Origin of the sequence: Pseudidiomarina taiwanensis (genome assembly GCF_003987435.1) — a bacterium.
Classification (GTDB): Bacteria; Pseudomonadota; Gammaproteobacteria; order Enterobacterales; family Alteromonadaceae; genus Pseudidiomarina; species Pseudidiomarina taiwanensis.
The window spans coordinates 62362-88617 of the sequence record NZ_PIQG01000001.1 but is presented as its reverse complement, the minus strand read 5'-3'; the positions used below and the strand labels follow the sequence as shown (position 1 = coordinate 88617).

Genomic DNA, 26256 nt, shown 5'->3' with positions numbered 1-26256 from the left:
TTATTGATGTCTTAAAACAGATCCCATATTGGCATACAGCCTGCAGGTAGACAAAGGTTTTTACCCAGATCGCGCCATGGCCGTGGCGCATGAAAATCAGAACCAACCGAACACGCTAACTCTAAGTCTTTAGCAAACCCTGCCAGCGCATCGCGCTGCCCGGGCGCCTGTTGACTTAAGGCCACTTCAATTGCGTCTAAGCCAAACTCCTTGGCTTCACTAAAAAGCCGACGCAGCCATTTGTTACTGAATTTATATGCATGCGGATGAGCAATCGCAGTCTTGCCACCTGCTCGCTGTACGGCGCTGATAGCGGTCTCTAAATCACACCACTCTGGTTTGATGTAGGCTTGCTGTCCCTTGCCAAGGTAGCGCCGGAAAACCCCATCAAAGCTGCTCACTTGACCGGATTCAACCAAAGCATCGGCAATATGTTTACGAGTTGGCATAGTGGCGGACTCAAGCATAGCGTCAAGCTCGAGCACAAAACCTATGTGTTTTAGTTTCGCTAGCATCGCGGCAAACCGTTCGCGTCGACGCTGCTGCTGTAGTGCAAGGAGTTGCTGCAGCTCGAGACTCGACGGATCGAAGTTTAGACCTACCAGATGAATTTCGAATCCCTGCCATTGGCAGGTTAATTCGACTCCGGTGATTAGCGTTAGCTGAGGTTGTTCTGAGCGAATCACCTGCTCAGCCTCGGCGACTCCCGCAATGCTGTCGTGGTCGGTAATTGCCAAATAATTAAGCTCACGCTCCACCGCACGATAAACCAGTTGCTGCGGTGTCAACACACCATCAGAATACACCGAGTGACAATGTAAATCATAGCCTTGGTGCTCAGATTGCCGCGGCAAGCTCAGCTCCTTGTCGAATTGCGCGTTTCGCGTCTAGTTCCGCCGCCACATCAGCACCACCTATAAGATGAACTTTGACACCTTGTGCTTGCAGCTCATCATACAAGGAGCGGAACGGAACTTGACCCGCACACACAATAATGTGATCCACTTCTAGCAACTGCTCTTGCCCATCTCGCTCGATCAGTAAGCCGCTGTCAGTCACTGCCTTATAACTACAGCCTGGCAACATCTTGACCCCTTTCTTGGCTAGGGTCGCTCGATGGACCCAACCCGATGTTTTACCGAGGCCGGCACCAACCTTACTGGTTTTCCGCTGCAGCAAAAAGACTTCTCTTGGGCTGTGCTCAGCTTGTGCTGGTTTCAGTGCACCCCGCTCTTGATAGTCCTTATCGACGCCCCAAACAGCTGACCATTCATCAACCGATAAGCTCGGTGACGATTCTGTAGTTAAATACTCAGCGACATCGAAACCAATCCCGCCTGCACCAATAATGGCGACGCGTTGTCCAACTTCTTTTTTGTCACGGAGTACATCTAGATAGCTCAATACCTTAGTCGAATCGGTGCCTTCGAAGTTGACCTCACGAGGTAAGATCCCCGTTGCCAGTACAATTTCATCAAACTCGTGTTTGCGAAGTGAGTCGGCATCCTGACGTTCGCCCAGATGCACATGCACCCCAGCGTCTTTGAGACGATTGCTAAAATATCGAATGGTCTCATGAAATTCCTCTTTGCCCGGGATTTGCTTGGCATAATTGAATTGCCCACCGATTTCGCTCGCCGCATCGAACAAATGCACCTCATGCCCCCGCTCTGCAGCATTACATGCAAACGCAAGGCCCGCTGGACCAGCACCCACAACGGCGAGCTTCTTCGCTTGCGTTGTTGGAGTAAAAGTCAATTCAGTTTCATAGCATGCTTGCGGGTTCACCAAGCAACTTGCCCGTTTATTCTCGAAAACATGGTCAAGACAAGCCTGGTTACAAGCGATACAGGTATTAATCCGGTCTGCAGCCCCCGCTGCAGCTTTATTGACAAAATCAGCATCCGCTAGCAATGGACGTGCCATGGACACCATATCCGCCTCACCATCGGCGAGTATTTTCTCTCCCACTTCGGGCGTGTTGATTCGGTTGACCGCCACCACAGGGATCGATAATTGCTCACGAACCCGCTGGGTAATCCAGCTGAATGCGGCGCGTGGTACAGAAGTGACAATCGTTGGAACTCTTGCTTCATGCCAACCAATCCCACTATTAATAATCGTCGCTCCGGCTTTTTCAATAGCCTTACCAAGCTCAATAACTTCTTCAAAATTGTTCCCTTCCGGGACTAAATCAAGCATGGATAACCGATAAATAAGAATAAATTCAGGACCAACCGCTTTGCGAACGGCACTCACAACTTCAATGGCAAGTCGCGCACGATTCTCAAACGAACCACCCCATCGGTCGGTGCGTTTGTTCGTGCGTGGACATAGGAACTGATTGATTAAATAGCCCTCAGAACCCATCACTTCAACCCCGTCATAGCCGGCTTTTTGTGCCAGTTTCGCGGTGGTTGCGAACTGCTTGATCGTCTTCAGAATCTGGCGCTCAGACATGGCGCTTGGTTTAAATGGGTTAATCGGTGCCTTAATTGCGCTTGGGGCGACATTAAAAGGATGGTAAGCGTAGCGACCTGTGTGCAGGATTTGCAGACAAATCTTACTGCCATGACGGTGCACAGCTTCGGTGACTTGGCGGTGCTTCCCGACATGCCAAGGCTTACTCAGCTCACTGCCAAACGGTGCGACTCGACCACGAAAGTTGGGGCTAATACCACCCGTGACAATTAGTCCAACTCCCCCTTTTGCGCGAGCTTCATAAAACGCAGCCAACTTTGCAAAACCACCTCGCTCCTCCTCTAAGCCTGTATGCATGGAGCCCATAAGAACGCGGTTTTTGATCTGAGTAAAACCCAAATCGAGAGGTTGTAATAAATGTGGATAAAGTGAAGACACGGTCACCTCAACTTAAACAGTCGTTTGAATATGCCTTCACTTTACTCATTTCAGGGGGAGACAGCAAGCTCTCCCGACCACGGGAGAGCCCTTCAATCAGCGCAACACATGTAAGAAATGAAGGTGCTTTTGATAATGATCAAGCACATCTGTGATCACAGCCTTTCGCGACCAGCCAAGAATGTCGTAATCCTGCCCACCTTCGCGCAAATGGACTTCAGCTCGAAAGTATTGCTCCGACGCTTCTGGTTCCGACGTTTGCGCTTCGCCATTCACAAACGACGGGGCAGTATGCTCCACCAAAATGACTTTATACAAAAAGTCGATCTCGTCGCCATGCATCACTGATAACGCTACCGATAGCTCCTCTGACTGCGCTTCGACTTGGCATTCTAGATTACGTTTGCGGAACTCTTCAGCAACATCCTGCAAAGCTGGAGTGACAACCTTTTGTAAGTAACCTCGAGCAGAATCATGGCTGGGTAAATCAACAATATTCGCCAATCGCTCGCGCCAATCCTCGGTCCCCACAGCTGAGGCGGTCACATAATTGTTTTGTAACGCCGCACGTTTTTGTACATCAATTCTAAGTGCTTTAAACAGTCCATAGATAGTCAGCAATAAAATAATCGTAAAAGGGAGTGCTGAGGCGATCGTCATTGTTTGCAACGCACCCATACCACCCGCAACGATTAAGACGGTTGCAACAACCCCTTCACTACTCGCCCAAAAAACACGTTGCCACAGTGGGGTGTTATCTTGGCCGTTTGAGCACAGCATATCGACCACCATGGCACCCGAATCACAAGACGTGACAAAAAAGACCACCACCATCACAGTTGCAATAATGGAGAGTATGCGACTGAATGGAAACTGCTCAAGAAAGCCGAATAAGGCAACCGAAACATCTGCCTCTACCATGGTGGCTAATTTGGTGATCCCCTGATTAAGAATCAGGTCAATCGCTGAATTACCAAAGAAGGTCATCCACATCAGGGTAAAACCAGCTGGAACAAATAACACACCAAGCACAAATTCTCGTATTGTCCGCCCGCGAGAAACACGCGCGATAAAGAGCCCAACGAATGGTGCCCAACTTAACCACCAGCCCCAATAGAACACCGTCCAACCACCAATCCAGTCGGTTTTTTCATAGGCAAACAAGTTAAAGGTATTGCCAACGATATCAGCTAAATAAGCCCCAGTGTTTTGCACAAAAGCCTGTAATAAAAAGATCGTCGGCCCAACGATTAGGACAAAGCCTAGCAGCAATACGGCTAAGCTCATATTAAGCTCTGAGAGTCGTCGAATTCCCTTATCTAAGCCTGTACTGACCGAGATCACAGCAAGCAGGGTGACCCCGATAATTAGGCTGATTTGCACTTGGGTACTGACCGGGACGTCAAATAAATAATGAATCCCTGAGTTAATCTGAGTCACCCCAAACCCAAGTGATGTCGCCACACCGAAGACAGTACCAATGACAGCGAATGCATCGACAGCATGCCCTATCGGTCCATAAATTCGTTCACCAATAAGTGGGTAGAGTGCTGACCGGAGCGTTAATGGCAAACCGTGACGATAGGCAAAAAAGCCCAAAATAAGCGCGACAATCGCGTATATCGCCCACGCGTGCAACCCCCAATGGAAGAAGGTCAACTTCATCGCTTCGCGAGCGGCCTCAACTGAGCCTGCCTCGGCAACTGGAGGCGCCAAAAAATGCATCACTGGCTCAGCGACACCAAAAAACATGAGACCAATCCCCATCCCCGCTGAGAACAGCATTGAGAACCAGGTCAGCCTACTGTAATCGGGCTGAGAATGATCCGGACCTAACTTAATGGTGCCGTATTGGGACAGCCCCAGATACAATACACTCACTAAAATTATTGCCACTGCAGTCACGTAGAACCAACTCGTGGTCTCGATGATTTTCGCTTGCAGCTGAGTAAAGACGGTATCAGCGCGTTCCGGAAATATCGCAGTCGCGATAAGAATGAAGAGAATCAGGCCGGCGGCCGAGAAAAAAACGGGGGGATTTAATCGAGCTCTCTCAACAGAGGGCATGCGAACAACTCCTTTAACAAATGTGAGTTGTTAGTGTACCGAGTCAGATAAAAATTACCACCCAACCAATGTTCCAATAAAAAAGCCACCCGGAGGTGGCTTTTTCGTTAGCGATTCATTTAAAACAAATTAAATGACTTCTGCGCGCTCTACGATTTCAACAAGAGCCCAAGACTTCGTCTTAGATACTGGACGAGTTTCGCGAATAATCACGGTATCGCCAGCTTTACACTCGTTGTTTTCGTCGTGTGCGTGTAACTTGGTGGTACGAGTAATGTACTTACCATACACAGGGTGTTTCACCCGGCGAGTGATAGCAACAGTGATAGACTTGTCCATCTTGTCGCTAGTTACACGGCCTTGCACAGTACGAACACGTTTTTCTTCAGCCATTACGCACCTGCCTTCTGATTCAAAATTGTTTTCACACGTGCGATATCACGACGCACTTGCTTCAACATGTGGGTTTGATTCAGCTGACCAGTCGCTGCTTGCATGCGCAGATTAAACTGCTCGCGACGCAAACCTAGCAATTCTTCTTGCAGCTGCTCAACGGTTTTATCATTCAGTTCGCTTGCTTTCATTACATCACCGTCCGAGTTACAAAGATGGTTTTGAATGGCAGCTTACGTGCAGCAAGAGTAAAGGCTTCACGCGCCAACTCTTCTGATACACCATCCATTTCGTATAACACACGACCTGGCTGGATTTGAGCTACCCAGTATTCCACGCTACCTTTACCTTTACCCATCCGCACTTCAAGAGGCTTCTGAGTAATTGGCTTATCAGGGAATACGCGGATCCAAATTTTACCCTGACGCTTCACGTGACGCGTCATAGCACGACGAGCCGCTTCGATTTGACGTGCAGTCATACGACCACGGTCAACCGCTTTCAAACCGAAAGTACCGAAGCTGACCTTGTTACCAGACTGCGCTGCACCGCGGTTGCGGCCCTTGTGCACCTTACGGAATTTCGTACGCTTAGGTTGTAACATTTAGTCTCTCCTTACTTACGGCCTTTAGGGCGTTTCGCTGGAGCTGCTGCAGGTTTTTCCTCTACTGGCATGCCGCCGAGTACTTCACCTTTGAAGATCCAAACTTTAACACCGATGATACCGTAGGTTGTACTTGCTTCAGCAGTTGCGTAATCGATATCAGCACGCAATGTGTGAAGTGGTACACGACCTTCGCGATACCATTCTGTACGAGCAATTTCAGCTCCACCTAAACGACCACTGACTTCAACTTTGATACCTTTAGCACCAAGACGCATAGCGTTTTGAACTGCGCGCTTCATCGCACGACGGAACATAACACGACGCTCTAGCTGACCAGTGATGTTCTCAGCAACCAATTGTGCATCAAGTTCTGGCTTACGCACTTCTGAGATGTTGATTTGAGCTGGTACGCCAGTCAATTTAGAAACAGCCTTACGGAGTTTCTCAACATCTTCACCTTTGCGACCAATCACAACACCTGGACGAGCAGTGTGAATGGTAACCCGGATACTTTTTGCAGGACGCTCGATGACGATGCGAGAAACTGACGCATTGGCCAATTCTTTCGTCAACATCTTACGTACTTCGTGATCACTGTGTAGGTTATCAGCGAAATCTTTTGTATTCGCGAACCAGGTTGCATTCCATGGTTTGGTGATACCTAGGCGAATACCATTAGGATGTACTTTCTGACCCATAACTTATCTCCTAGCTATCTGAAACAACCACAGTAATGTGGCTGGTACGCTTAAAGATACGATCAGCACGACCTTTCGCACGAGGCTTAATACGCTTCATGGTTGGACCTTCGTCTACCATGACTTTAGCGACTTTAAGTTCGTCGATGTCGGCACCTTCGTTGTGTTCAGCATTCGCGATAGCTGACTCAAGCACCTTCTTCAACAGCACTGCTGCATCTTTCGGGCTGTAAGCCAAAATATCCAATGCTTTCGCTACTGGAAGACCGCGAATCTGATCCGCAACCAACCGGCCTTTTTGCGCAGAAAGACGAGCAAACTTGTGAATAGCAATAGCTTCCATCTTAACTCTCCTTAGCGCTTCTTAGCTTTCTTATCAGCAGCGTGGCCGCGATAAGTACGGGTTGGTGCGAATTCACCAAGCTTGTGACCAATCATTTCGTCAGTAACGAAAACTGGTACGTGCTGGCGACCGTTATGAACAGCGATAGTTAAGCCGATCATATCAGGGATAATCATTGAACGACGAGACCAAGTTTTAATAGGCTTCTTGTCCCCGGCTTCCAACGCTTTCTCCACCTTATTCAATAGGTGAAGGTCGATAAATGGACCTTTTTTAAGAGAACGTGGCATGTTAAATCCTCAACTCTTATTTGTTGCGACGACGTACGATGAACTTATCAGTACGCTTGTTTTTACGGGTCTTATAACCCTTAGTCGGTGTACCCCATGGAGTAACCGGATGACGACCACCAGAGGTACGGCCTTCACCACCACCATGCGGGTGATCAACTGGGTTCATTGCCACACCGCGAACGGTCGGGCGAACACCACGCCAGCGCGTTGCACCAGCTTTACCCAATTGACGGAGCATGTGCTCAGCGTTACCGACTTCACCGATAGTTGCACGACAATCAGCTAAGATCCGACGAACTTCGCCAGAACGTAGACGGACTGTTGCGTACGCGCCATCGCGAGCCAATAGCTGGACATAAGCACCAGCTGAACGTGCTAGCTGTGCGCCTTTACCCGGCTTCATTTCAATCGCGTGAACCACAGAACCAACAGGAATATTGCGCAATGGCAAGGTATTACCTGCTTTGATCGGTGCATCTGAACCTGATTGAATTGGATCACCTACTTTCAAACCTTTCGGAGCAAGGATGTAACGACGCTCACCATCGGCATAAAGCACAAGAGCGATGTTCGCCGAACGGTTTGGATCATATTCCAAACGCTCAACCTTTGCAGGGATACCATCTTTATCGCGCTTAAAGTCGACGATACGGTAGTGATGCTTATGCCCACCACCGATATGACGAACTGTAATGCGACCATTGTTATTACGGCCACCTTTCTTGTTGTTTTTATCCAACAACGGGGCGTAAGGCTTGCCTTTGTACAGGTCTTCGTTAACCACTTTAACGACGTGGCGACGACCTGGAGATGTAGGCTTACACTTAACTAATGCCATGTGAATTCCTCCTATTACTCAGCGCCGCCGACGAAGTCGATGTCAGCACCTTCTTTAAGGGTGACATACGCTTTCTTCCAGTCACTACGCTTACCAAAGCGCAGACCAGTACGTTTCGTTTTGCCTTTCACGTTAACCGTGCGCACAGCTTCAACTTCAACTTCGAACAGTTTTTCAACTGCTGCTTTGATTTCAGCTTTAGCTGCGTCTTTTGCAACTTTGAAGACAATCGTGTTTGACGTTTCTGCAGTCATAGTCGACTTTTCAGAAACGTGAGGAGCCAAGATTACTTGCAGCAAACGTTCTTCGCGCATCATGATAATTTCTCCTCAAGCTGCTTAACTGCATCAGCAGTCATCAACACCTTCTCGAATGCAACGAGGCTCACAGGGTCGATACCTTGCACGTCACGAACGTCAACTTTGTGCAAGTTGCGAGCCGCTAAGAACAAGTTCTCATCCACTTCTGAAGTGACGATCAAAACATCGTTCAACTCCATTTCTTTGAGCTTCGCAGCAAGTTGTTTAGTTTTTGGTGATTCAACCGCAAACTTTTCAACAACTACGAGGCGATCTTGGCGAACTAACTCAGAGAGAATGCTCTTGAGTGCGCCACGATACATTTTTTTGTTTACTTTCTGCTCGAAGCTACGCGGCTTCGCTGCGAAAGTGGTACCACCGCTACGCCAGATTGGGCTACGAATTGTACCCGCACGCGCGCGACCTGTACCTTTTTGACGCCATGGCTTCTTACCACCACCTGACACTTCTGAGCGCGTCTTCTGCGCTTTGGTGCCCTGACGTGCGCCCGCTGCATAAGCAACGACGACCTGATGAACCAAAGCTTCGTTGAACTCACGTCCAAAAGTAGCTTCGGAAACTTCAAGAGCGCCTTTTGCGTCTTTTAATGTTAATTCCATCACCATTCTCCTCGGACGTTACGCCTTAGCCTTGACTGCTGGCTTGACGATTACATCGCCACCAGTAGCACCAGGGACAGCGCCGCGAACTAGCAACAAACCGCGCTCTGCGTCAACGCGAACGATGTCAAGTGTTTGCACTGTGACTTGTTTGTTACCCATCTGGCCTGCCATTTTCTTGCCTTTGAATACCCGACCCGGAGACTGGTTCTGACCGATAGAACCCGGCGCACGATGCGACAACGAGTTACCATGGGTTGCGTCTTGGGTGCGGAAATTCCAACGCTTAACAGCACCTTGGAAACCTTTACCTTTCGAAGTGCCAGTAACGTCTACTTTCTTGGTGTCTGCGAAAATATCGACAGTGATTTCAGAACCAACTGTAAACTCTTCACCTTCGCCGTCTTCTAGGCGGAATTCCCAGAGACCACGACCTGCTTCAACACCTGCTTTCGCAAAGTGACCAGCAAGTGGTTTTGTTACACGGTTCGCTTTCTTCTCACCTGTTGTTACTTGAAGCGCACGATAGCCGTCGGTGTCCTCAGTTTTTACCTGAGTCACACGGTTTGCTGTCACTTCGATCACAGTAACAGGTACAGAAGCGCCGTCTTCTTGGAAGACACGCGTCATTCCTACTTTACGACCGACTAGACCAATAGCCATTGTTAAAACCTCTCGTGTGTAATCCTATTACTGCCCGCTTAACCTAGGCTGATTTGTACATCTACACCCGCAGCCAAATCCAAACGCATCAATGCGTCAACGGTTTTGTCAGTTGGGTCCATGATGTCAATCAAACGCTTGTGAGTACGAATCTCGTACTGGTCACGCGCATCTTTGTTCACGTGTGGAGAAATCAACACGGTGAAACGTTCTTTGCGCGTAGGCAGTGGGATTGGACCACGTACCTGAGCACCAGTACGCTTTGCAGTTTCTACGATTTCTGCAGTCGACTGGTCAATCAGACGGTGATCGAACGCTTTCAAGCGAATCCGAATTCTTTGATTAGCCATATACATAGCCTCAATTAAAGAGCATTTAAAAAAGAGCACAGAAAAAAACCGTCACCCTGGCACATACCGGGCGAGGTTTTTTCAACGAAATCCATTCAATCCCCTATCGGGACTGCTGTGGTTACCTAATCACGATTGCATTAACCCAATCGTGGCCGCGAATTATACACGGAAATTGAAGAAAAGCAACAGCCTTAGTGCTTTGCTGCGTACTCTTCAACTTCTCGCCACACTCGCATAAAGTTTTGACCTAAGATCTTTTTAATATCGGCTTCTGAATAATTTCGCTGCAGTAAACCTTCTACCAAATTGGGATAGGTCGATACATCTTTCAAGCCAACGGGTAGTGAATCACCTACACCATCATAGTCAGAGCCAATCCCAACATAGTCGATACCGACCAAGTCAACAACATGGTCAATATGATCGAGGACTTGATCTAGGGTCGCGAATGGGTATGGGTTTTTCGCTTCCATTTCAGCTAGGGCCTGCTTCGCTTCGGCAGACTCTTCACCATATTGTTCAATAATGGCATCCGCTTTACGCTTAAGCATCGCGCGGTAGCGATTGGCTTGCTGAGTGACGAACGATGACCCAAAGTTAATCATGATGATACCGCCATTGTCGGCTAGCCCTTTGATCATCTCATCGCTCATGTTGCGCTCAAAGCCTGGGGTATATCGGCGTAAAGATGAATGCGAAGCAATCACTGGAACTTTTGAGATTTCGAGAACTTGCCAAAACGCATCATCAGAAACATGGGAAATATCAACCATCACGCCAAGCTTATTCATTTCAGCAACGAGGGTTTTACCAAATGGGCTTAGCCCACCCCATTGCTTACGAATATCGTAAGATGAATCTGAAATATGGTTTGATAGGGAGTGCGCGAGGGTAATATACCGGATACCACGATTATAGAAGGTGTAAAGGTTATTGAGATCACCCTCAATAGGTGAGCCATTTTCCATCCCCAGAGCAATCGAGATCACTCCACGCTGTTGTTGCTGCACAACCTGATCTGGACTTGCCGCTAGCGCAAATTTATGCGGAGCACGATAGGCAAGTGCTTCCATGCCATCAATCAATTGATGCGCAAGTTGCTTACTCGCTCCCGGAGTTTGCTCTAATTGCGCAGGAATATAAATCGACATAAAGGGGACATTAAGACCACCGGCAACGGCTCTTGGGTAATCAAAATCGCCACGCTCGGTTGCAACCGTGACATCTTCCCAGTCGTCGTTGAGTCGATAAGGGACATCAATATGGGTATCAATTAGCAGGTTTTCTTGGGCGATACGGATCGCTCTCTCACTCGCCTGATACGGCTCGTTTGCGATAGTCTGAGTCACACAGAGTGCACTCACGAGACCGATTAAAAATTGCTTTTTCACCAAACTGCTCCTCGCTAACTTGAGTTGTTATTCTTGAACTCATAGCGTATCACAGCGTCTCGCTTCAGGCATCAGCTATTGTTACTTCCAAACATTAGCGGAAGCGCAAAAAAAGCACCTGCGACTGCAATTCCTACCACAGGTGCAATGACCATTAATATTAGTGGAAACATCGAGAACATTTGTGCAGCCCCCACTTAATCGATATCGGCATTTGCATTAGCTTCAGCTACTGCTGCGACCTCGATCATGTCTTCATCTGTATCCACAAATGCTTGCTTCCAAGACTCAACCGTCTCATCCAAAGCATTTTTGGTCGCTGCAACAATTTCAGTCTGAATAACTTGAACTTGCGCAGCAATGGCTGAACTCATAGTTTTTTCAATATCTGCTTTGCTCGCTAAACTTGGTGCAGAGGCAACCGAGGCAACGAATGCAGTAACGATAACAATTGACGCTTTCATAACGAATCTCCTATTTACGATTGTTTACTCCGTACTGCTTGCTGGAGTCGTTATGAAATAAGCAAAGGTTGTGCCAACTTTTAAAAATAAATATAAAACACTGATTTAAATGATGTTTATTATTTAGCTGAAGTTTTCGTGAGAGAGTTATTCAGCGCCGTAAGTCGTCTGTTCACGCATAAATTGGTGAAATTTATCACGCGCAACTTGGACTTCCGCAAGCGCCTCGGCGAATAAATCATTAACAGAAACTGCCTGAGGACCACGTTGACTCAATATTTGTCGCCAACGTTTCGCGCCCGGCTGCCCGTTAAACAAGCCCAACATATGCCGCAGCACATGCCATGCCCTACCACCTTTCTTGATGTGCTGTTCGATATAGGGAATCATCTGAGCGATAACTTGCTCAGATGCAACAGGCTGATGATTGGGATCAAACAGGCCATCAAACTGGCCGAGTAACTCAGGATTTTGATAAGCCTCTCGCCCAATCATCACGCCATCAACAAACTGCAGGTGATGCTCAATGTCAGCCATAGTCTTGATCCCACCATTGATGGTGATATGCAGGTTAGGATAGCGTTCCTTCATGCGGTAGACGCGATCATACTGTAGCGGTGGGACTTCACGGTTCTGTTTTGGGCTCAGCCCTTTAAGCCAAGCTGTTCTGGCGTGCAAAGTGAAATACTCGCACCCAGCAGCCATGACAGGCTCAATAAACGCTTGCAAAAATTCATCTGAGTCATGCTCGTCAATGCCCAGCCGCGTCTTCACAGACACCCGAATATCGGCCGCTGCGCGCATTGCCTTCACGCAGGCTGCAACGGTCTCTGGTTCGGCCATCAAGCAAGCACCGAACGAGCCATTTTGAACCCGATCAGAGGGACAACCGACATTGATATTGACTTCGTTGTAACCGCGTTCAGCGGCAATTGCGGTGCATTCAGCCATAGCCCCCGGATCCGAGCCACCTAACTGCAATATCACTGGCTGCTCTTCAGGGTTGTACTCGAGGAAGTCCTGCTTGCCGAATAGAATAGCGCCGGTCGTGACCATTTCAGTATAAAGCACCGTTTGCTTGGTAAAGCAGCGATGGAAATACCGACAATGGCGGTCCGTCCAATCGAGCATTGGAGCCACTGCCAGATACGGCTTATTCTGATATGGCGATGCGCCCTGCATAGCGTTCCTCGTTTTGGCCACTTGCGGTTATTAGAGGTCGGCTAGTCTAACGACTAGCCGCTACTTTGCAAGTTGATCTTTGCCGATTTAATGTCCAAATGGTTGCAGGCTGGGCACTGTTCGAGCCTGAGTTAGTTGCTCAAAGCCATAGGCAATCTCGAACAATAAAGCTTCTTGCTTGGCACTGGCAAAAAAGCTCATTCCAACAGGCAAGTGCTGGACTAGCCCCATAGGTACAGTTATATGCGGATAACCCGCAACAGCAGGCGCCCCACTCGACGAGCCGAGAAAATGATCGCCGGTAATAGGGTCAATTTTCCAAGCCGGACCTCCGCTTGGCGCCACAATCGCATCTAAATTATGTTCAGCAAGCAGTGCATCGATACTTTTCTCACCCGCCTCAGTTGCCGCACGTTCTTTAGCCGCTAGATACTGCTCAACATTTGCTTCAGTACGTTGCTCAGACATTTGGAATAATTCTTGGCCAAACCATGGCATAACTCGACTTTGATAGGTTTGATTGGTGCTAATTAAATCAGCAAGAGATCGATACGGCAGATCAGTTGTAGCAAGATAGTCAGCAAGTCCAAATTTGAATTCATGCAATAACACCTCGAATTCGGCATTATCCCAATGACGTCCATTGGGCCAGGTTAAATCATCAACTATGATGGCGCCTGCTGCCCGGAGCTGCTCCAAGCGCGTATTGAATAGTTCATCAACGCCACTATGGTAGCCGCTCAAGTCACGCACCACACCTAACCTTTTGCCTTTAAGGCTGTCCTCTTTAAGAGCCTGAGTATAATCAATTGAGCTGGCGAAGCTCTGCTCGTCACGCTCGTCATAACCTGCCATCACAGTAAGCATTAACGCTGCATCGGCTACCGTTCGCGTCATCGGCCCTGCGGTATCTTGGCTATGTGAGATCGGAATAATGCCGTCGCGACTGAGCAGACCTACAGTTGGCTTGATTGAAACGATGCCATTAATATGCGCAGGACAAATAAGTGAGCCATCAGTTTCAGTTCCTACCGCTCCGGCAATAAAGTTCGCACTGACTGCGACCGCCGACCCTGAACTTGAGCCACACGGACTGCGAGTCGTGTCATAAGGGTTCTTGGTTTGTCCACCCATGCTACTCCAGCCCGAGGATGATTCCGTTGAGCGAAAGTTTGCCCACTCACTTAAATTAGCTTTGCCAAGAATAATCGCACCAGCCGCACGCAATTGTTTGATGATAAAAGCATCATCACTCGGGTAGTTGTCACGTAACAACCACGAACCCGCAGTATTAGCAAGTCCGTCAGCAGTATCAATATTGTCCTTAATGAGAACTGGGATCCCATGCAAAGGACCACGACTGATGCCTGCGGCCCGCTCTTTATCCAACTCAACCGCGAGCGCGCGAGCTTGATCAATATCAAGCAGTGAAATGACCGCGCGTAAATCTGCTCCCTGTTGGTTATGCATATGAATTCTACCCAGGTAATAATTTACAACCTCCAAGCTGGTAAGCGACCCGGTCGACATCATTTCTCGCATTTCGGTCATACTTACCTCGGTCAGGTCAGGCGGTGTTTGTGCCGAAGCTCTAACGGGCATGATGAGCAAGACAAATATCACCATTGCGATGTAATGTTTCATTGTATTTCACCTCAAAATAAGACACTTTATGTACTCTATCCCATTCATTCAGCACATGCTAAACTTTGCCTCATGACGACAAAAGAAATTAATCGATTAATTCATAAAGCCGAGCAACTTTGTGCCAAGCGGGGAGCACGAATGACCCCTGCACGGCGCGAGGTATTCGAGTTACTCGCTTCAGAAACAGGCGCAATCGGTGCGTATGAATTGCTTGATAAGCTGAAAGGTGCGGTCCCTAATGCAAAACCACCGACTATTTACCGTGCTCTCGACTTTCTGCAGGAGCAGGGGTTTGTCCACAAAATAACCTCTTCGAATAGTTATGTTCTTTGTAGTCATTTTGATCACCAACACCCGGTGCAGATGTTGATTTGTCAGCAATGTGGTGACGTCCAAGAGATTCAGTCAGATGGGGTTTATGAGGCGCTGAAGAAGCAAGCTGAAGCACAAGGCTTCATCGTTGAGTCGCAGACCATCGAAGCCCATGGCCTATGCAAGAACTGCGCGAGCTAGAGCCTTAGTCCGCCTGCTTTAGTAATCAGGCCCATCTCCTGGCTCGCTTTTCGCCAAATTATCAAACCGCGATAGATGGCCTTGGAATTTCAAGTTGATGCGGCCGATTGGACCATTCCGCTGTTTCCCGATAATGACTTCCGCAATTCCTTTCTGCTCCGTTTCTGGATGATAGACCTCGTCACGATAAATAAACATGATGACATCAGCATCCTGCTCAATTGAGCCAGATTCACGCAAGTCAGAGTTAACAGGTCGTTTGTCTGCTCGTTGCTCCAACGACCGGTTCAACTGAGACAAGGCAACAACTGGAACCTCGAGCTCTTTCGCAAGTGCTTTCAAGGAACGTGAAATTTCAGCGATCTCGAGGGTCCGATTGTCTGCCATTCCAGGCACAGTCATAAGTTGCAGATAATCCACCATGATCATCGATAAACCGCCTGACTCTCGATAAACACGACGCGCTCGCGAGCGAACTTCTGTTGGCGTCAATCCAGATGCATCATCAATAAAAATATTATTTTTCTCTTTGAGGATATTGATGGTTGAAGCAATACGAGACCACTCTTCATCTTGCAAGCGACCGGTACGGATCCGAGTTTGATCAACATGGCTCAATGACGCTAGCATCCGCATCATGATTTGCTCAGCTGGCATTTCCAAACTAAACACTAAAACCGGCTTATCACTGCGCATCGCAATATTTTCGCACAGGTTCATCGCAAAGGTGGTTTTACCCATAGACGGACGCGCTGCGACAATAATCAAGTCAGAGGGTTGTAAACCGGCGGTCATGGTATCTAAGTCATAAAAACCAGTCGATGCCCCGGTGACACCATTATGGTTCTTTAAGCGGCTTAATTGGTCGATGCGATCAACGGTTCGTTGCAAAATAGGTGCAATTGCTTGCGGACCTTCCGATGCTTGAATACGTTTCTGAGCAATTTGGAAAACCTTGCTCTCGGCAAGATCCAGTAGCTCGCTACTGCTGCGATTTTGGGTATCGAAACCCGACTCTGCGATCTCGTTTGCCGCTGCAATCATCTCCCGAAGAACAGCACGCTCGCGGACGATCTGTGCGTACACACGAATATTTGCAGCGCTTGGCGTGTCGTTTGCAATTTGCCCGATATAGGCGAATCCTCCGACCTGCTCGAGCTCCTGTGTTCGCTCAAGAGCCTCAGCTACAGTGACGGGATCGATCGGGTGTCCACGTTCTGCAACCCGATGCATCGCCAAGAATATGAGTCGATGAGAGCGATGATAAAAATCGTCAGCAATGATTTCACCGGCAATACTATCCCACGCTTCATTATCCAGCATGAGCCCGCCCAGAACCGATTGCTCGGCCTCGATTGAATGAGGGGGCTGTTTGATTGAGTCGAGTTTAGCATCAGAAGTCTTATTTTCTGCTTTACGGCGGGATGCTGTGCTCGAATTAGTGCTGGTCATTTGCTCTCAACTGGAATTCTGTGGAAGGCTTTAGACTATACAAAAAGCCACTACGTTATGGAAGTGGGATTTTAGTCAGCTTGTTTTGTTAATTGGAGATCAATGCGACCTTTGACCGTTTGAGCGTTAATCTTGGGGCTATTCAGACCGGGAGACTCTTTAAATGCATGACTCCGATCTCTATTGAAATCAATCAACTCAAGCAGCTCAGCATCGCCCAATATATTAATGATATTGAACGATTCTGCCGATAGTTCTATTGACTCAAATATATGTTCTGTAAGAGAAACATAAATATTGGCTAGCTTAGATTCTATTCTAAAATTCTCCACCAAACTGTCAGTTAAAGTGACTGCTATGGTACCTCGATCGATATCGACAAATGCCGAATCAATGTCGTCGAATAACATCTTCGCCCTTCCCGTACCTGCTTTTAGCAAAAACTTATTAGCTGAAATAGAATCTACATCTACCTCGACTGAGTCAGCCCTCAATGAGATATCTTTAAATGTCGAATTAGAAATCATGATACTTAGGGTTTCAGATTTTAATCCTAATACTCCTGTCGCACCTTTCACGTGTCCTGCAAAAGTTGTTGTATCAATGTCTATGGAGGTTAATCCACCATCAGCAGATAAATTCAAATCCAAGACATCAGCAATTAATGTATCGACACCGCCAGTGATATGCAGATCAATATCGTAGCCAGAAATGATTAAGTTGGTTCCGGAGGGAACAAAAACCTCTAATTTTATGGGATAAAACTCACGTTTAATTTTCGGAGTGAGGCGCGCATCAGCAAAAGATATTAGATTTCCGCGCTGCGTAAACGTCTCTCCATTCAATTCTCGTGGTATGACCGAATTTATCTTTACATAATCTGAACTCCACTCTTTTATCGTTATGGTTCCGACCAAAATAGCCAAGTTCAACTGTACTGATTGTGTAGGTTCACTCTCATAGGTACGCGAAAAAACTTGCCCGCTGTATGTCAGAGAGGGCTTAAGCAATAAGCAGATAAGAAATAGCAAAAGATAGGCAGATTTAGGAAATTGCAATCAGTACGTCCTCGCTAATCCATGCATTATAAGGAGTGATTAATTTTGAATTTTCTAAACTAATGCCAGTACAGGTTTATGTCAAAAAAAAAAGCTACCCAAGTGGGTAGCTTTTCTTCAGCATCAGAACAATTACTCAGCAGCAACGACTTGTAATGTGATGGTCGCAAATACGTCTGCATGTAATTGCAGTTCGATTTGATACTCACCTACATCACGCAAGGTGCCGTTTGGTAATAATACTTCGCTTTTCTGTAGCTCGACGCCCGCAGCAGTCACTGCATCAGCGATGTCGCGAGTTCCGATTGAACCAAACAACTTCCCTTCATCACCCGCTTTTGAGGTGATAACGATTGCGTCTAATTCATTCAGTTTGCTCGCGCGCTCTTCAGCAGCGGCTAAATTTGCAGCAATTTTTGCTTCGAGTTCAGCGCGACGTTGTTCAAAAATCTCAACGTTTGCAGCTGTTGCCGGAACTGCCTTACCCTGTGGGAAAAGGAAGTTACGTGCGTAACCAGACTTAACAGTCACTTGGTCACCCAAGCCGCCAAGGTTGGCTACTTTATCTAATAAGATGATTTCCATGATTCGCTACCTCTAAAAATTTCAGGTCGTTCGCCAAACCAGCTTACTGATGTGAATCAGTATATGGCAGCAATGACAAATAACGAGCGCGCTTAATTGCACGAGCCAACTGACGCTGATACTTCGCAGAAGTACCGGTGATGCGGCTAGGAACAATTTTGCCACTCTCAGTGATGTAATTTTTAAGAGTTGCGATATCTTTGTAATCAATTTCTTTTACGCCTTCAGCCTTAAAACGGCAGAATTTACGGCGACGGAAAAAACGAGCCATTTTGCTCTCCTCAAATCTTAACAAGTTGCTGAGCGTGCAGAACTAATTTGCCTTGTCCGGAAGAATCTTCCTCGCGGTTCAAGAAACCTTCTACGGTTACTGCATCACTCTGTTTTAACTTTTCACTCCAGAAGTCAGCTTGCTGGCCGCTGAATACGATATTTATTCTTACGTAACTGCGACGTGGAAGATTCGCCTCAACTTGTTCTGATTTATGTTCCAAAACAAATTTTAAATGGCTCACTCCACTTGGGCTTCGAAATAGTCGAGGTGGTTTGATAATGATCCCAGACAACCTCAATTGATTCCACTGCCCGGCCAAGCTTGCTTGCGAACTCGACATCAGGCTTACGCCGCTTCGGTGTCGCTTTGCTCTTCTTGGCGGCTTTCAGCTTTACGATCTTCTTTCTTCGCAGCCAGCGGAGATACTTCAGTTACCGCTTCTTTTTTACGCATGATCATATTGCGCAATACCGCATCGTTGTAGCGGAATGCTGTTTCCAACTCTTCCACAGTCTCGGCGCTTGCTTCAATATTCATCAACACGTAATGGGCTTTGTGCAGCTTGTTGATCGGGTATGCTAATTGGCGACGACCCCAGTCTTCTAGACGATGGATCGTACCGTTACCTGCTTTGATGGTCTCGCTGTAACGCTCGATCATACCAGGTACTTGCTCGCTCTGGTCTGGATGGACCATGAATACGATTTCATAATGACGCATTTCTGCTCCTTATGGTTCATAGCTTCTGCTGGCTCAGTCACACCCGCAGCAGCAAGGAACGCTGTAGTAACAATTAAAATTAAAACTGACTGATTTAAGGGGGCGAATTCTACCCAAACTTAGCCCATGAGACAAGCTTTATTGGGTTTCCACTTTGGCGATGATAACTTTCATCAGTTGAGTAGGAATGACCGCAGCAGCGGATTTTTCAGCTTCAAAGCGAAACAACCGAGCTTCAGCCGCTTGTAATTGCGGCGGAGTAAGTGCAACCGCAACCAGATAAAGATCCGCAGCGGTGTCTATCTGGATATCCAATCGCCACGCATAAGACTCAGGATGTTCGACTACTTTCCATTCGTGTCGGGCAGTAATTCTGTCACGCAAGTCGAACGCTAAGTTGTCATATGCTTGCGAAGCTTCAGGCAAGAGCTCTGCAACATGACTCGCACTGGCTATGGTGAAATAAAGTTTTGGTTTGTCATTTCGTTCAGCAGGACTATAGCTGCCTGTTGGTAACCAAGCTAACGCTAGCATCAATAATGCCAAAGCGATAAGCACTAATGGCTTAAACGAAAGCTGCGACCATTGCATAAAGATTATCCTTTAGTCTGTACGCTTTGATAGCGTTGGCGGACCACTTCGAACAGGCATACACCGGTCGCAACGGACACATTTAAACTACTCACGGAGCCTGCCATAGGGATTTTCACCAGTTCATCGCAGGTTTCACGCGTAAGACGACGCATACCTGACCCCTCAGCACCCATCACCAGCGCTAAATGACCATCAACTTTGAAATCATACAAGCTCTGCTCTGCTTCACCCGCAGTGCCCACAATCCAAACTTGACGTTGTTGCATTTCGCGCATGGTTCTGGCGAGGTTTGTGACTTGCACCAATGGTACTGTCTCTGCGGCACCACAAGCTACTTTGCGAACTGTAGGATTCAGCGAGGCCGATTTATCTTTTGGCACAATCACCGCAGCTACTCCAGCAGCATCAGCGGTGCGCAAACACGCCCCGAGATTATGAGGGTCGGTGACACCATCCAAAATTAGCAGTAATAGCGGCTTAGTCGCATTATCAAGTAACTTGTAAAGATCGTCCTCGTGTTGCTGGGGAATATCATTAACGATCATGATGATCCCCTGGTGATTGCCGCCTTCAGCGCGTTTATCGAGACTGGCCTTAGGAACAAATTGAGGCCTTACTCCAAGCCTTTGCAAGTTTTGCACTAACTCCGTCAAAACTTTATCTTGGCGCTCACGGGCGACAAAAACCTCAACAATACGCTCAGGATTCCGGCCAATGATGGTTTGGACTGCATGCAGACCATAGAGTGCTACTTTTTTACTCATCCGCGTTTACTTCGCTGCTTTGACTTGGTTTGTTTGGACTTTATTTTACCCGATTTTGCTTTCCCTTTCCCTTTCCCTTTCTTTGCTTTGCTATTTTTTCTTTTACTTGGATCGCTCTTATTGGCACCGCGCTCCGCAAGTCGCTTTTCACCACTTGGCGATTCTGCTGATAAGAGTTCTAGGTCGATTTTACGCTCATCTAAATTGACCCCGCAGACGCGAATCATCGCCTTATCGCCAAGTCGATAAACCCGCCCTGTTGATTCACCGCGCAACATATGGCGTTCGTTATCGTATTGATAATAGTCATTATCCAATCGACTAATGTGCACCAGTCCATCAATTTGCATACCATCGATACGGACGAATAGACCAAAACTCGTCACCGCTGAAATGACTCCCGAAAATTCACTCCCCACATGGTCTTGCATATATTCGCATTTAAGCCACTCGTCCACCTGTCGAGTCGCATCATCAGCTCGACGCTCAGTCATGGAGCAATGTTCACCGAGTTGCTCGAGTTGCTCATGAGGATACATCCAAGCACCCTCTAAGGCTGGGGATACCCCCTCTTGTTGCTTTAAGATGGCTTTGATGGCGCGATGCAAAATTAAGTCAGGATAACGTCTGATCGGCGAAGTAAAGTGCGCATAACTCTCAAGAGCAAGGCCAAAATGTCCCTGGTTATCAGGGCTATAAACGGCCTGTTGCATTGAGCGTAGGAGCATTGTTTGAATTAACTCTGCATCGTCGCGACCTGCAATTTGCTGCAATACCGCGGAATAATCTGCAGGACTTGGAGCATCGGCTCCAGCCAGCGTTAACCCGAAGTCCTTCAGGAAAGTTCGAAACCCTTGTAGGCGCTCTTCGCTTGGCGCTTCATGTATGCGAAACAATGCACCCCACTGCTCATCTTGCTCGATGAGTTTTGCCGTCGCGACGTTAGCCATGATCATACATTCTTCAATGATCATGTGCGCTTGATTGCGGTAGACAGGTTCGATTTGTTCAATTTTACGTTGCGCATTGAAAACAAAGCGTGTCTCAGTCGTTTCAAACTCAATCGCATGACGCTGCTGGCGAGACTTTTTGAGTGCTTTGTATAGCTGTTGTAAGGTCAATAAATTAGAGCTGACACCCTCGAGCTGTTGCCGAGTCTTCACATCTCCATCTAGAAATTTCGCCACCTGAGCATACGTTAAGCGAGCTTTGGAGCACATGACGGCAGGATAGAATTTGCTACCGATTAGCTTACCACCTTGGTCGATTTCCATTTGCGCCACCATGCACAAACGATCGACGTTTGGGTTGAGTGAGCAAAGCCCATTGGAGAGCTTCTCAGGAAGCATAGGTACAACATAATTTGGAAAGTAAACCGAATTACCGCGGGCGAGCGCATCTTTATCCAGACTCGTATTCGGGCGAACATAATAACTCACGTCCGCTATCGCGACCCACAAGGTCCAACCGGAGTCATTGCTTTCAGCATAGACCGCATCATCAAAATCACGGGAGTCCTCGCCGTCGATAGTAACGAGGTTAAGCTGCCTGAGATCGACTCGCCCCTCGTAAGCCTCAGTTGGCACTTCTTCAGCGAGCGCTTCAACGTAGCGAGTGGTCTCATTATCCCAGTCTGTTGGAATATCGTGCTCGCGAATTGCAATCTCGATCTCCATGCCGGGCGCCATATGCTCACCCAAAATCTCAGCCACCCGACCAATCGGGCTAGTGCGGCGATTAGGACGATGAATGAGTTCGACAACCACAATTTGTCCTTGGCGGGCACCGTTACGGTGTTCATCCGGAATCAGAATGTCTTGCTGGATTCTATGATCATCCGGTACCACCACGCCCATATTATGTTCAACAAAGAACCGTCCGACGATGGCACTCGCTCGCTCTTCAATCACCCGAACGATCCGCCCTTCTCGGCGCCCCTTACTATCGCGTTTTAATTCCTGCACTAAAACGCGGTCACCATGCAAAACGCTATACATTTGCTGCTGGGAAAGATAGAGGTCATCACCACCTGCTTCTGGCCGGCAAAACCCAAAACCATCTTTGTGCCCAATGACGCGTCCCTTGATTAGGCTCATCCGCTCTGGCAGGCCGTAAGCATTCGCTTTGGTGTATATGAGCTGGCCATCGCGCTCCATCGCCCGTAAGCGTCGCTTAACACCAACGTGCTGACGCACATCAGTTAATTTGAAAAATTGAATAATCTCTTCGAAAGAAAGTGGTTTGAGTCGGTTTTTTACCGCATCAAGTAATTCGTCACGTGAGGGGATTTCAACTTCGTACTCAGGGTTCTGTTCCTGAGAGGTTGAATTTTTTTGCATAAATCTCCGTTTGGGCAATACGCCCGATTACAAACTTACCCTCAGTTTAGCAAACTTTCGAACCTATAAATACAAACCCGAGCTGGGTCGCAAACAACTTCAAGGGGCGAGATGTATCATTTGAAGATTGCAATGCATTACTTGGGGAAGTCGTTTATTTATTACTTTAGATGGTGCCGAAGGGGGGACTTGAACCCCCACGCTGTTACCAGCGGCGGATTTTGAATCCGCTGCGTCTACCAATTCCGCCACTTCGGCAAGTACAGAAATTCTTGGTGTGCGGCGCATTATACTCAAGCTAAGACTTCACGCAAGCAAATTTATCAGTCTCGGGTTTTGTTTGCTGATTTAATAAACAGCGATGCAGATGCGGCGATAATTTAAATCCTGTACTATTCGCTTTTCTCTTTTGTGCTCGGATTAAAGATATGCCAGAAATTTCCTCAGCGACCAGCGAAAAGCCGACTTTAACCAGTCAAGAACTCCATGCGAACTCACCGAGTGCAGGGTTCTTACGGCGTCTCGGCGCAATGATTTATGACCTTTTAGTTGCCGTCGCTATTATCATGTTGGCCGCAGGGGTTGCACTGGGGTTTGCTGCTGCACTCTCAAGTTTAGGAATAATTCAACTGGCACCTAACCAAGATCATGCAGCTTGGCTAAGTCAGGGACCATGGTACGGGATCTATCTTATCGCGGTATTGGGCTTGTTTTTCGGGTGGTTCTGGTGGCGCAGTGGCCAAACAGTTGGCATGCGAGCCTGGCGTTTAAAAGTTCAACAGCGTGATGGTCGCCGGCTCACCAAAAAGCAAGTCATTATTCGTTTGCTGACATGCTGTTTTGGCCTTGGTAACCTTTGGGTCTTAGTTGATTTTAAACATCGTCGCGCCTGGCACGATTATGCCGCAGGTACCGAGTTAGTTGTGCTCTCGAAAGAGGCCAACCAACTTTATTATTGGCGGGAACTCTAAAGCAACAACTAGCGATGCTTCTGCAGAACCCAAATCGCTGCAACGGCGAATATCAAGCTAGGTAAGACCGCACCAAAAAATGCAGGAAGTTGGTATACCTGCGCCAACGGGCCAAAAATTTCATTACTCACATGAAAGCCGAAACCAGTCATGACACCAAGCAAAATCCGCGCTCCCATGGTGGTTGAGCGCAACGGACCGAAAATAAACGATAGCGCAACCAGAAGCATCACAGCGACGGTTACTGGAGCGAGCAATTTCCGCCAAAACGCCAACTGGTAGCGCGCCGCATCCTGCTTGTTCGCACTAAGGTAATCTAAGTATTCAGTCAAACCACGCAAGGACAGTGACTCAGGTTTGACCGTGACCACGCCGAGTTTGTCGGGCGTCAAAGACGACTGCCACAGGTAATAATCTTGCTGCAGGCGTTCAATACGTTCCAAGCCATGGGTTGTGATCTCGACTTGATTCATCTTCCAAGTCTGATCTTGATACACTGCGTTACGTCCTGCTATGACACGCTCTAAATTACGTTCCCCGTCAAAAGCATATATCGTGATATCTCGTAATCGCCCGGTACTCTCAACTTCACCAATATTAACAAAATGGCTGCCGTCTTTAGCCCAAATCCCTTGCTGAGCTGATATTAGGCTGCCACCAGAAATCGCCCTTGCCCGCAACTCCCTTGCCTCAGCTTCGAGTTGCGGCGTCACAAACTCACCTAAGGCCATCACCGCTAGCATCATCACAATCGCTGCTTTCATCACTGAACCAATGATATTAAGCCGTGAGCGTCCTGCCGCTAACATCACCACCAATTCTGAGTTACTGGCTAGCATGCCCATTCCAATTAAGCCACCGAGTAGTGCTGACATCGGGAAAAACACTTCAATGTCTCGAGGAATACTAAACAGAACAAACAAGCCCGCATCAGCAATTTCGTAGTTGCCACGCCCTACGCTGCGCAGTTGCTCGACAAATCGGATAAGGCTAGACAAGCCGGTAAGGATAGTCAGACTTAACGCGGAAGTAAGCAGAACTGTCTTGGCTATATACCGATCAAGAATAGATATCATCGCCGTAACCCTTTCAAATGTGCGAGGGCTTTTAAACCTGACGAACGCCCTTTAGCGATCAAGGCAACGCCGAACACGAGCAGCAATAGATGGATCCACCATAAACCAATAACAGCCGGTATCGCACCATCTGCAACGGCAGACCTGGCCGCCATCAAAATTAAGAAGTACGCCAAATATATCAGTAAAGCCGGTGCCATGCGGGCGAATTTCCCTTGGCGTGGATTGACCCGACTAAGTGGCACAGCGATTAAGGTGAGTAACGGAATCGACAGCGGGATCGCGATTCGCCATTGCCACTCGGCACTGGCGTCCGGTGTCCCAAGTTGCCACAACTCTGCCATACTAAAGGCTTCGAGTTTACGCGCATCAACGGCGGCCTCTTGTTCTCTGATTTGCAGTTGGTACTGGTCAAACTGCATCACCTGATACTCAGCGGCAGAAATATTGTTGGTGTAACGCATGCCATTTTTCAACACGAGGGTTTGCGCACCAGATTCGGTCGCTTCAACCGCGCCGATATCAGCCATCACGACCGCACCACCGACTAATCGATTTGCCTCATCGCGAATCGACTGAGCAACAAATACCTCATCAAGTTCACCCGCATCGGTTAAGCCCTGCACGAAAATCACGGCCTTTTGGTTGGCGGCCTGTTGAAAGCGACCAGGCATAATGACACTCAATCCAGATTCACTCCGTGCCCGCTCTTCAACTTGTTGTTCTTGTTCGAGTGACCATGGCACTAGAGTGGTTGTCATAAATGCGGTGAGAAGTGCGAGCACCGCGGCCAGTACCAAGGTGACTCGAGTAACATACCACTCGCTGACGCCACAGGCTTGCAACACTGTCATTTCGTTATCGGCATAAATTCGACCATGAGCGAGCAAAATACCGAGAAATAAGCTTAACGGAAGGATTAAAGTGAGCAACGAGGGAAGGTTTAAACTGAGTAGTTGTAATACCACTTCACTTGGAATTTCACCCACTGATGCGTCTGCCAGTACTCGAACAAACTTCTGACTGACAAAAATAGTCATCAATACCGCTAATATAGCGACTTGAGATTTAAATGTTTCTCGCATTAAATAGCGGAATATACGCACAGGATGCCACTCTTAACCTTGATTTTTACTGGAAAAACGCGCGTTTTTAAGTAAACTTGGCGTTTTCACAAGAATTATTCTACGGTG

The 26256-nt window shown here is 47.8% G+C and carries 31 protein-coding genes and 1 tRNA gene; 2 read left to right on the top strand and 30 right to left on the bottom strand.

Going from position 1 to position 26256, the window contains the following annotated elements; genetic code table 11:
- Positions 1-11: 11 nt before the first annotated feature.
- From CWI83_RS00425 to CWI83_RS00340, 18 genes are all read right to left on the bottom strand, one after another.
- Positions 12-854 carry a PHP domain-containing protein gene (locus CWI83_RS00425; protein WP_126824226.1) on the bottom strand — a complete coding sequence of 281 codons (843 nt, stop codon included), beginning with the start codon at positions 852-854 and terminating at the stop codon, positions 12-14.
- Complete coding sequence (locus CWI83_RS00420) at positions 838-2859, bottom strand: NADPH-dependent 2,4-dienoyl-CoA reductase (protein WP_126824223.1); 2022 nt, start codon at positions 2857-2859, stop codon at positions 838-840. The genes CWI83_RS00425 and CWI83_RS00420 overlap by 17 nt, the downstream gene beginning before the upstream one ends.
- Positions 2860-2955: 96 nt before the next feature.
- Positions 2956-4926, bottom strand: coding sequence for a BCCT family transporter (locus CWI83_RS00415; RefSeq protein WP_126824220.1), 1971 nt, complete (start codon positions 4924-4926; stop codon positions 2956-2958).
- 129 nt (positions 4927-5055) lie between these two features.
- The gene (gene rpsQ / locus CWI83_RS00410) at positions 5056-5319 is read right to left on the bottom strand and encodes a 30S ribosomal protein S17 (RefSeq protein WP_126824216.1); all 264 of its coding nucleotides are present in this window, start codon (positions 5317-5319) and stop codon (positions 5056-5058) included.
- Positions 5319-5510 (bottom strand): 50S ribosomal protein L29, encoded by a 192-nt coding sequence (gene rpmC / locus CWI83_RS00405; protein ID WP_126824213.1) that lies wholly within the window; start codon positions 5508-5510, stop codon positions 5319-5321. Before rpmC ends, rpsQ begins: the two co-directional genes overlap by 1 nt.
- Entirely contained in the window at positions 5510-5923 is a 414-nt protein-coding gene (gene rplP / locus CWI83_RS00400; protein WP_126824210.1) for a 50S ribosomal protein L16, read from the bottom strand. Before rplP ends, rpmC begins: the two co-directional genes overlap by 1 nt.
- Before the next feature lie 11 nt (positions 5924-5934).
- Complete coding sequence (gene rpsC / locus CWI83_RS00395; RefSeq protein ID WP_126824207.1) at positions 5935-6624, bottom strand: 30S ribosomal protein S3; 690 nt, start codon at positions 6622-6624, stop codon at positions 5935-5937.
- A gap of 10 nt (positions 6625-6634) precedes the next feature.
- Complete coding sequence (gene rplV, locus CWI83_RS00390) at positions 6635-6967, bottom strand: 50S ribosomal protein L22 (RefSeq protein ID WP_126824203.1); 333 nt, start codon at positions 6965-6967, stop codon at positions 6635-6637.
- 11 nt (positions 6968-6978) lie between these two features.
- A complete protein-coding gene (gene rpsS / locus CWI83_RS00385) occupies positions 6979-7257 on the bottom strand; it encodes a 30S ribosomal protein S19 (RefSeq protein WP_126824200.1) in 279 nt (92 codons plus the stop codon).
- A gap of 16 nt (positions 7258-7273) precedes the next feature.
- Complete coding sequence (gene rplB / locus CWI83_RS00380; protein ID WP_126824195.1) at positions 7274-8098, bottom strand: 50S ribosomal protein L2; 825 nt, start codon at positions 8096-8098, stop codon at positions 7274-7276.
- Positions 8099-8112: 14 nt separating this feature from the next.
- Positions 8113-8415 carry a 50S ribosomal protein L23 gene (gene rplW, locus CWI83_RS00375; protein ID WP_126824191.1) on the bottom strand — a complete coding sequence of 101 codons (303 nt, stop codon included), beginning with the start codon at positions 8413-8415 and terminating at the stop codon, positions 8113-8115.
- Positions 8412-9017: a 50S ribosomal protein L4 gene (rplD, locus tag CWI83_RS00370; RefSeq protein WP_126824188.1), complete on the bottom strand. Its 606-nt coding sequence runs from the start codon at positions 9015-9017 to the stop codon at positions 8412-8414. The genes rplW and rplD overlap by 4 nt, the downstream gene beginning before the upstream one ends.
- Before the next feature lie 18 nt (positions 9018-9035).
- A complete protein-coding gene (rplC, locus tag CWI83_RS00365; protein WP_126824185.1) occupies positions 9036-9680 on the bottom strand; it encodes a 50S ribosomal protein L3 in 645 nt (214 codons plus the stop codon).
- A 38-nt stretch (positions 9681-9718) separates the two neighbouring features.
- Positions 9719-10030 carry a 30S ribosomal protein S10 gene (gene rpsJ / locus CWI83_RS00360; protein WP_008488677.1) on the bottom strand — a complete coding sequence of 104 codons (312 nt, stop codon included), beginning with the start codon at positions 10028-10030 and terminating at the stop codon, positions 9719-9721.
- A gap of 194 nt (positions 10031-10224) precedes the next feature.
- On the bottom strand, positions 10225-11427 hold the full coding sequence (locus tag CWI83_RS00355) for a dipeptidase (protein ID WP_198677223.1): 1203 nt from the start codon (positions 11425-11427) through the stop codon (positions 10225-10227).
- Between the two features lie 194 nt (positions 11428-11621).
- Positions 11622-11888: a hypothetical protein gene (locus tag CWI83_RS00350; protein ID WP_126824182.1), complete on the bottom strand. Its 267-nt coding sequence runs from the start codon at positions 11886-11888 to the stop codon at positions 11622-11624.
- Between the two features lie 147 nt (positions 11889-12035).
- Positions 12036-13070 (bottom strand): tRNA dihydrouridine(20/20a) synthase DusA, encoded by a 1035-nt coding sequence (dusA, locus tag CWI83_RS00345; RefSeq protein ID WP_126824179.1) that lies wholly within the window; start codon positions 13068-13070, stop codon positions 12036-12038.
- Between the two features lie 87 nt (positions 13071-13157).
- Positions 13158-14714, bottom strand: coding sequence for an amidase (locus CWI83_RS00340; RefSeq protein WP_126824177.1), 1557 nt, complete (start codon positions 14712-14714; stop codon positions 13158-13160).
- A 72-nt stretch (positions 14715-14786) separates the two neighbouring features.
- Between CWI83_RS00340 and zur the strand changes: the two genes are divergently transcribed.
- Positions 14787-15230: a zinc uptake transcriptional repressor Zur gene (gene zur, locus CWI83_RS00335; protein WP_126824174.1), complete on the top strand. Its 444-nt coding sequence runs from the start codon at positions 14787-14789 to the stop codon at positions 15228-15230.
- Positions 15231-15248: 18 nt separating this feature from the next.
- Here zur and dnaB read toward each other — a convergent pair whose 3' ends face one another.
- The 10 genes from dnaB to CWI83_RS00285 all read right to left on the bottom strand — a co-directional run bounded on the left by dnaB (position 15249) and on the right by CWI83_RS00285 (position 23274).
- On the bottom strand, positions 15249-16682 hold the full coding sequence (dnaB, locus tag CWI83_RS00330) for a replicative DNA helicase (RefSeq protein WP_126824173.1): 1434 nt from the start codon (positions 16680-16682) through the stop codon (positions 15249-15251).
- A gap of 71 nt (positions 16683-16753) precedes the next feature.
- On the bottom strand, positions 16754-17740 hold the full coding sequence (locus tag CWI83_RS00325) for a DUF4097 family beta strand repeat-containing protein (protein WP_126824170.1): 987 nt from the start codon (positions 17738-17740) through the stop codon (positions 16754-16756).
- 132 nt (positions 17741-17872) lie between these two features.
- Positions 17873-18325, bottom strand: coding sequence for a 50S ribosomal protein L9 (gene rplI, locus CWI83_RS00320; protein WP_126824168.1), 453 nt, complete (start codon positions 18323-18325; stop codon positions 17873-17875).
- A gap of 43 nt (positions 18326-18368) precedes the next feature.
- Positions 18369-18596: a 30S ribosomal protein S18 gene (rpsR, locus tag CWI83_RS00315; RefSeq protein WP_006956988.1), complete on the bottom strand. Its 228-nt coding sequence runs from the start codon at positions 18594-18596 to the stop codon at positions 18369-18371.
- A 10-nt stretch (positions 18597-18606) separates the two neighbouring features.
- Complete coding sequence (gene priB / locus CWI83_RS00310) at positions 18607-18939, bottom strand: primosomal replication protein N (protein WP_126824165.1); 333 nt, start codon at positions 18937-18939, stop codon at positions 18607-18609.
- A 5-nt stretch (positions 18940-18944) separates the two neighbouring features.
- Positions 18945-19319, bottom strand: coding sequence for a 30S ribosomal protein S6 (rpsF, locus tag CWI83_RS00305; protein ID WP_126824162.1), 375 nt, complete (start codon positions 19317-19319; stop codon positions 18945-18947).
- A gap of 138 nt (positions 19320-19457) precedes the next feature.
- The gene (locus tag CWI83_RS00300) at positions 19458-19910 is read right to left on the bottom strand and encodes a hypothetical protein (protein ID WP_126824159.1); all 453 of its coding nucleotides are present in this window, start codon (positions 19908-19910) and stop codon (positions 19458-19460) included.
- A gap of 5 nt (positions 19911-19915) precedes the next feature.
- Positions 19916-20677 (bottom strand): 23S rRNA (guanosine(2251)-2'-O)-methyltransferase RlmB, encoded by a 762-nt coding sequence (gene rlmB / locus CWI83_RS00295; protein WP_126824156.1) that lies wholly within the window; start codon positions 20675-20677, stop codon positions 19916-19918.
- Positions 20674-23016 (bottom strand): ribonuclease R, encoded by a 2343-nt coding sequence (gene rnr, locus CWI83_RS00290; protein ID WP_126824153.1) that lies wholly within the window; start codon positions 23014-23016, stop codon positions 20674-20676. The genes rlmB and rnr overlap by 4 nt, the downstream gene beginning before the upstream one ends.
- A 171-nt stretch (positions 23017-23187) precedes the next feature.
- Positions 23188-23274 (bottom strand) — tRNA-Leu (locus tag CWI83_RS00285).
- 170 nt (positions 23275-23444) lie between these two features.
- Between CWI83_RS00285 and CWI83_RS00280 the strand changes: the two genes are divergently transcribed.
- The gene (locus tag CWI83_RS00280; protein WP_126824151.1) at positions 23445-23987 is read left to right on the top strand and encodes an RDD family protein; all 543 of its coding nucleotides are present in this window, start codon (positions 23445-23447) and stop codon (positions 23985-23987) included.
- A gap of 8 nt (positions 23988-23995) precedes the next feature.
- Here the strand turns inward: CWI83_RS00280 and lptG are convergent, their stop codons facing one another.
- Together lptG and lptF are read right to left on the bottom strand one after the other, a co-directional pair.
- On the bottom strand, positions 23996-25063 hold the full coding sequence (gene lptG, locus CWI83_RS00275; protein ID WP_126824148.1) for an LPS export ABC transporter permease LptG: 1068 nt from the start codon (positions 25061-25063) through the stop codon (positions 23996-23998).
- Positions 25060-26169, bottom strand: coding sequence for an LPS export ABC transporter permease LptF (lptF, locus tag CWI83_RS00270; RefSeq protein ID WP_206750104.1), 1110 nt, complete (start codon positions 26167-26169; stop codon positions 25060-25062). The genes lptG and lptF overlap by 4 nt, the downstream gene beginning before the upstream one ends.
- Positions 26170-26256: the final 87 nt, after the last annotated feature.

Excerpts from the sequence above, each read along its gene's own strand:
- CWI83_RS00415 (WP_126824220.1), bottom strand. The coding sequence starts at position 4,926 with ATGCCCTCTGTTGAGAGAGCTCGATTAAATCCCCCCGTTTTTTTCTCG.
- rpsQ (WP_126824216.1), bottom strand. The coding sequence starts at position 5,319 with ATGGCTGAAGAAAAACGTGTTCGTACTGTGCAAGGCCGTGTAACTAGC.
- rpmC (WP_126824213.1), bottom strand. The coding sequence starts at position 5,510 with ATGAAAGCAAGCGAACTGAATGATAAAACCGTTGAGCAGCTGCAAGAA.
- rplP (WP_126824210.1), bottom strand. The coding sequence starts at position 5,923 with ATGTTACAACCTAAGCGTACGAAATTCCGTAAGGTGCACAAGGGCCGC.
- rpsC (WP_126824207.1), bottom strand. The coding sequence starts at position 6,624 with ATGGGTCAGAAAGTACATCCTAATGGTATTCGCCTAGGTATCACCAAA.
- rplV (WP_126824203.1), bottom strand. The coding sequence starts at position 6,967 with ATGGAAGCTATTGCTATTCACAAGTTTGCTCGTCTTTCTGCGCAAAAA.
- rpsS (WP_126824200.1), bottom strand. The coding sequence starts at position 7,257 with ATGCCACGTTCTCTTAAAAAAGGTCCATTTATCGACCTTCACCTATTG.
- rplB (WP_126824195.1), bottom strand. The coding sequence starts at position 8,098 with ATGGCATTAGTTAAGTGTAAGCCTACATCTCCAGGTCGTCGCCACGTC.
- rplW (WP_126824191.1), bottom strand. The coding sequence starts at position 8,415 with ATGATGCGCGAAGAACGTTTGCTGCAAGTAATCTTGGCTCCTCACGTT.
- rplD (WP_126824188.1), bottom strand. The coding sequence starts at position 9,017 with ATGGAATTAACATTAAAAGACGCAAAAGGCGCTCTTGAAGTTTCCGAA.
- rplC (WP_126824185.1), bottom strand. The coding sequence starts at position 9,680 with ATGGCTATTGGTCTAGTCGGTCGTAAAGTAGGAATGACGCGTGTCTTC.
- rpsJ (WP_008488677.1), bottom strand. The coding sequence starts at position 10,030 with ATGGCTAATCAAAGAATTCGGATTCGCTTGAAAGCGTTCGATCACCGT.
- CWI83_RS00350 (WP_126824182.1), bottom strand. The coding sequence starts at position 11,888 with ATGAAAGCGTCAATTGTTATCGTTACTGCATTCGTTGCCTCGGTTGCC.
- dusA (WP_126824179.1), bottom strand. The coding sequence starts at position 13,070 with ATGCAGGGCGCATCGCCATATCAGAATAAGCCGTATCTGGCAGTGGCT.
- CWI83_RS00340 (WP_126824177.1), bottom strand. The coding sequence starts at position 14,714 with ATGAAACATTACATCGCAATGGTGATATTTGTCTTGCTCATCATGCCC.
- zur (WP_126824174.1), top strand. The coding sequence starts at position 14,787 with ATGACGACAAAAGAAATTAATCGATTAATTCATAAAGCCGAGCAACTT.
- dnaB (WP_126824173.1), bottom strand. The coding sequence starts at position 16,682 with ATGACCAGCACTAATTCGAGCACAGCATCCCGCCGTAAAGCAGAAAAT.
- rplI (WP_126824168.1), bottom strand. The coding sequence starts at position 18,325 with ATGGAAATCATCTTATTAGATAAAGTAGCCAACCTTGGCGGCTTGGGT.
- rpsR (WP_006956988.1), bottom strand. The coding sequence starts at position 18,596 with ATGGCTCGTTTTTTCCGTCGCCGTAAATTCTGCCGTTTTAAGGCTGAA.
- priB (WP_126824165.1), bottom strand. The coding sequence starts at position 18,939 with ATGTCGAGTTCGCAAGCAAGCTTGGCCGGGCAGTGGAATCAATTGAGG.
- rpsF (WP_126824162.1), bottom strand. The coding sequence starts at position 19,319 with ATGCGTCATTATGAAATCGTATTCATGGTCCATCCAGACCAGAGCGAG.
- CWI83_RS00300 (WP_126824159.1), bottom strand. The coding sequence starts at position 19,910 with ATGCAATGGTCGCAGCTTTCGTTTAAGCCATTAGTGCTTATCGCTTTG.
- rlmB (WP_126824156.1), bottom strand. The coding sequence starts at position 20,677 with ATGAGTAAAAAAGTAGCACTCTATGGTCTGCATGCAGTCCAAACCATC.
- rnr (WP_126824153.1), bottom strand. The coding sequence starts at position 23,016 with ATGCAAAAAAATTCAACCTCTCAGGAACAGAACCCTGAGTACGAAGTT.
- CWI83_RS00280 (WP_126824151.1), top strand. The coding sequence starts at position 23,445 with ATGCCAGAAATTTCCTCAGCGACCAGCGAAAAGCCGACTTTAACCAGT.
- lptG (WP_126824148.1), bottom strand. The coding sequence starts at position 25,063 with ATGATATCTATTCTTGATCGGTATATAGCCAAGACAGTTCTGCTTACT.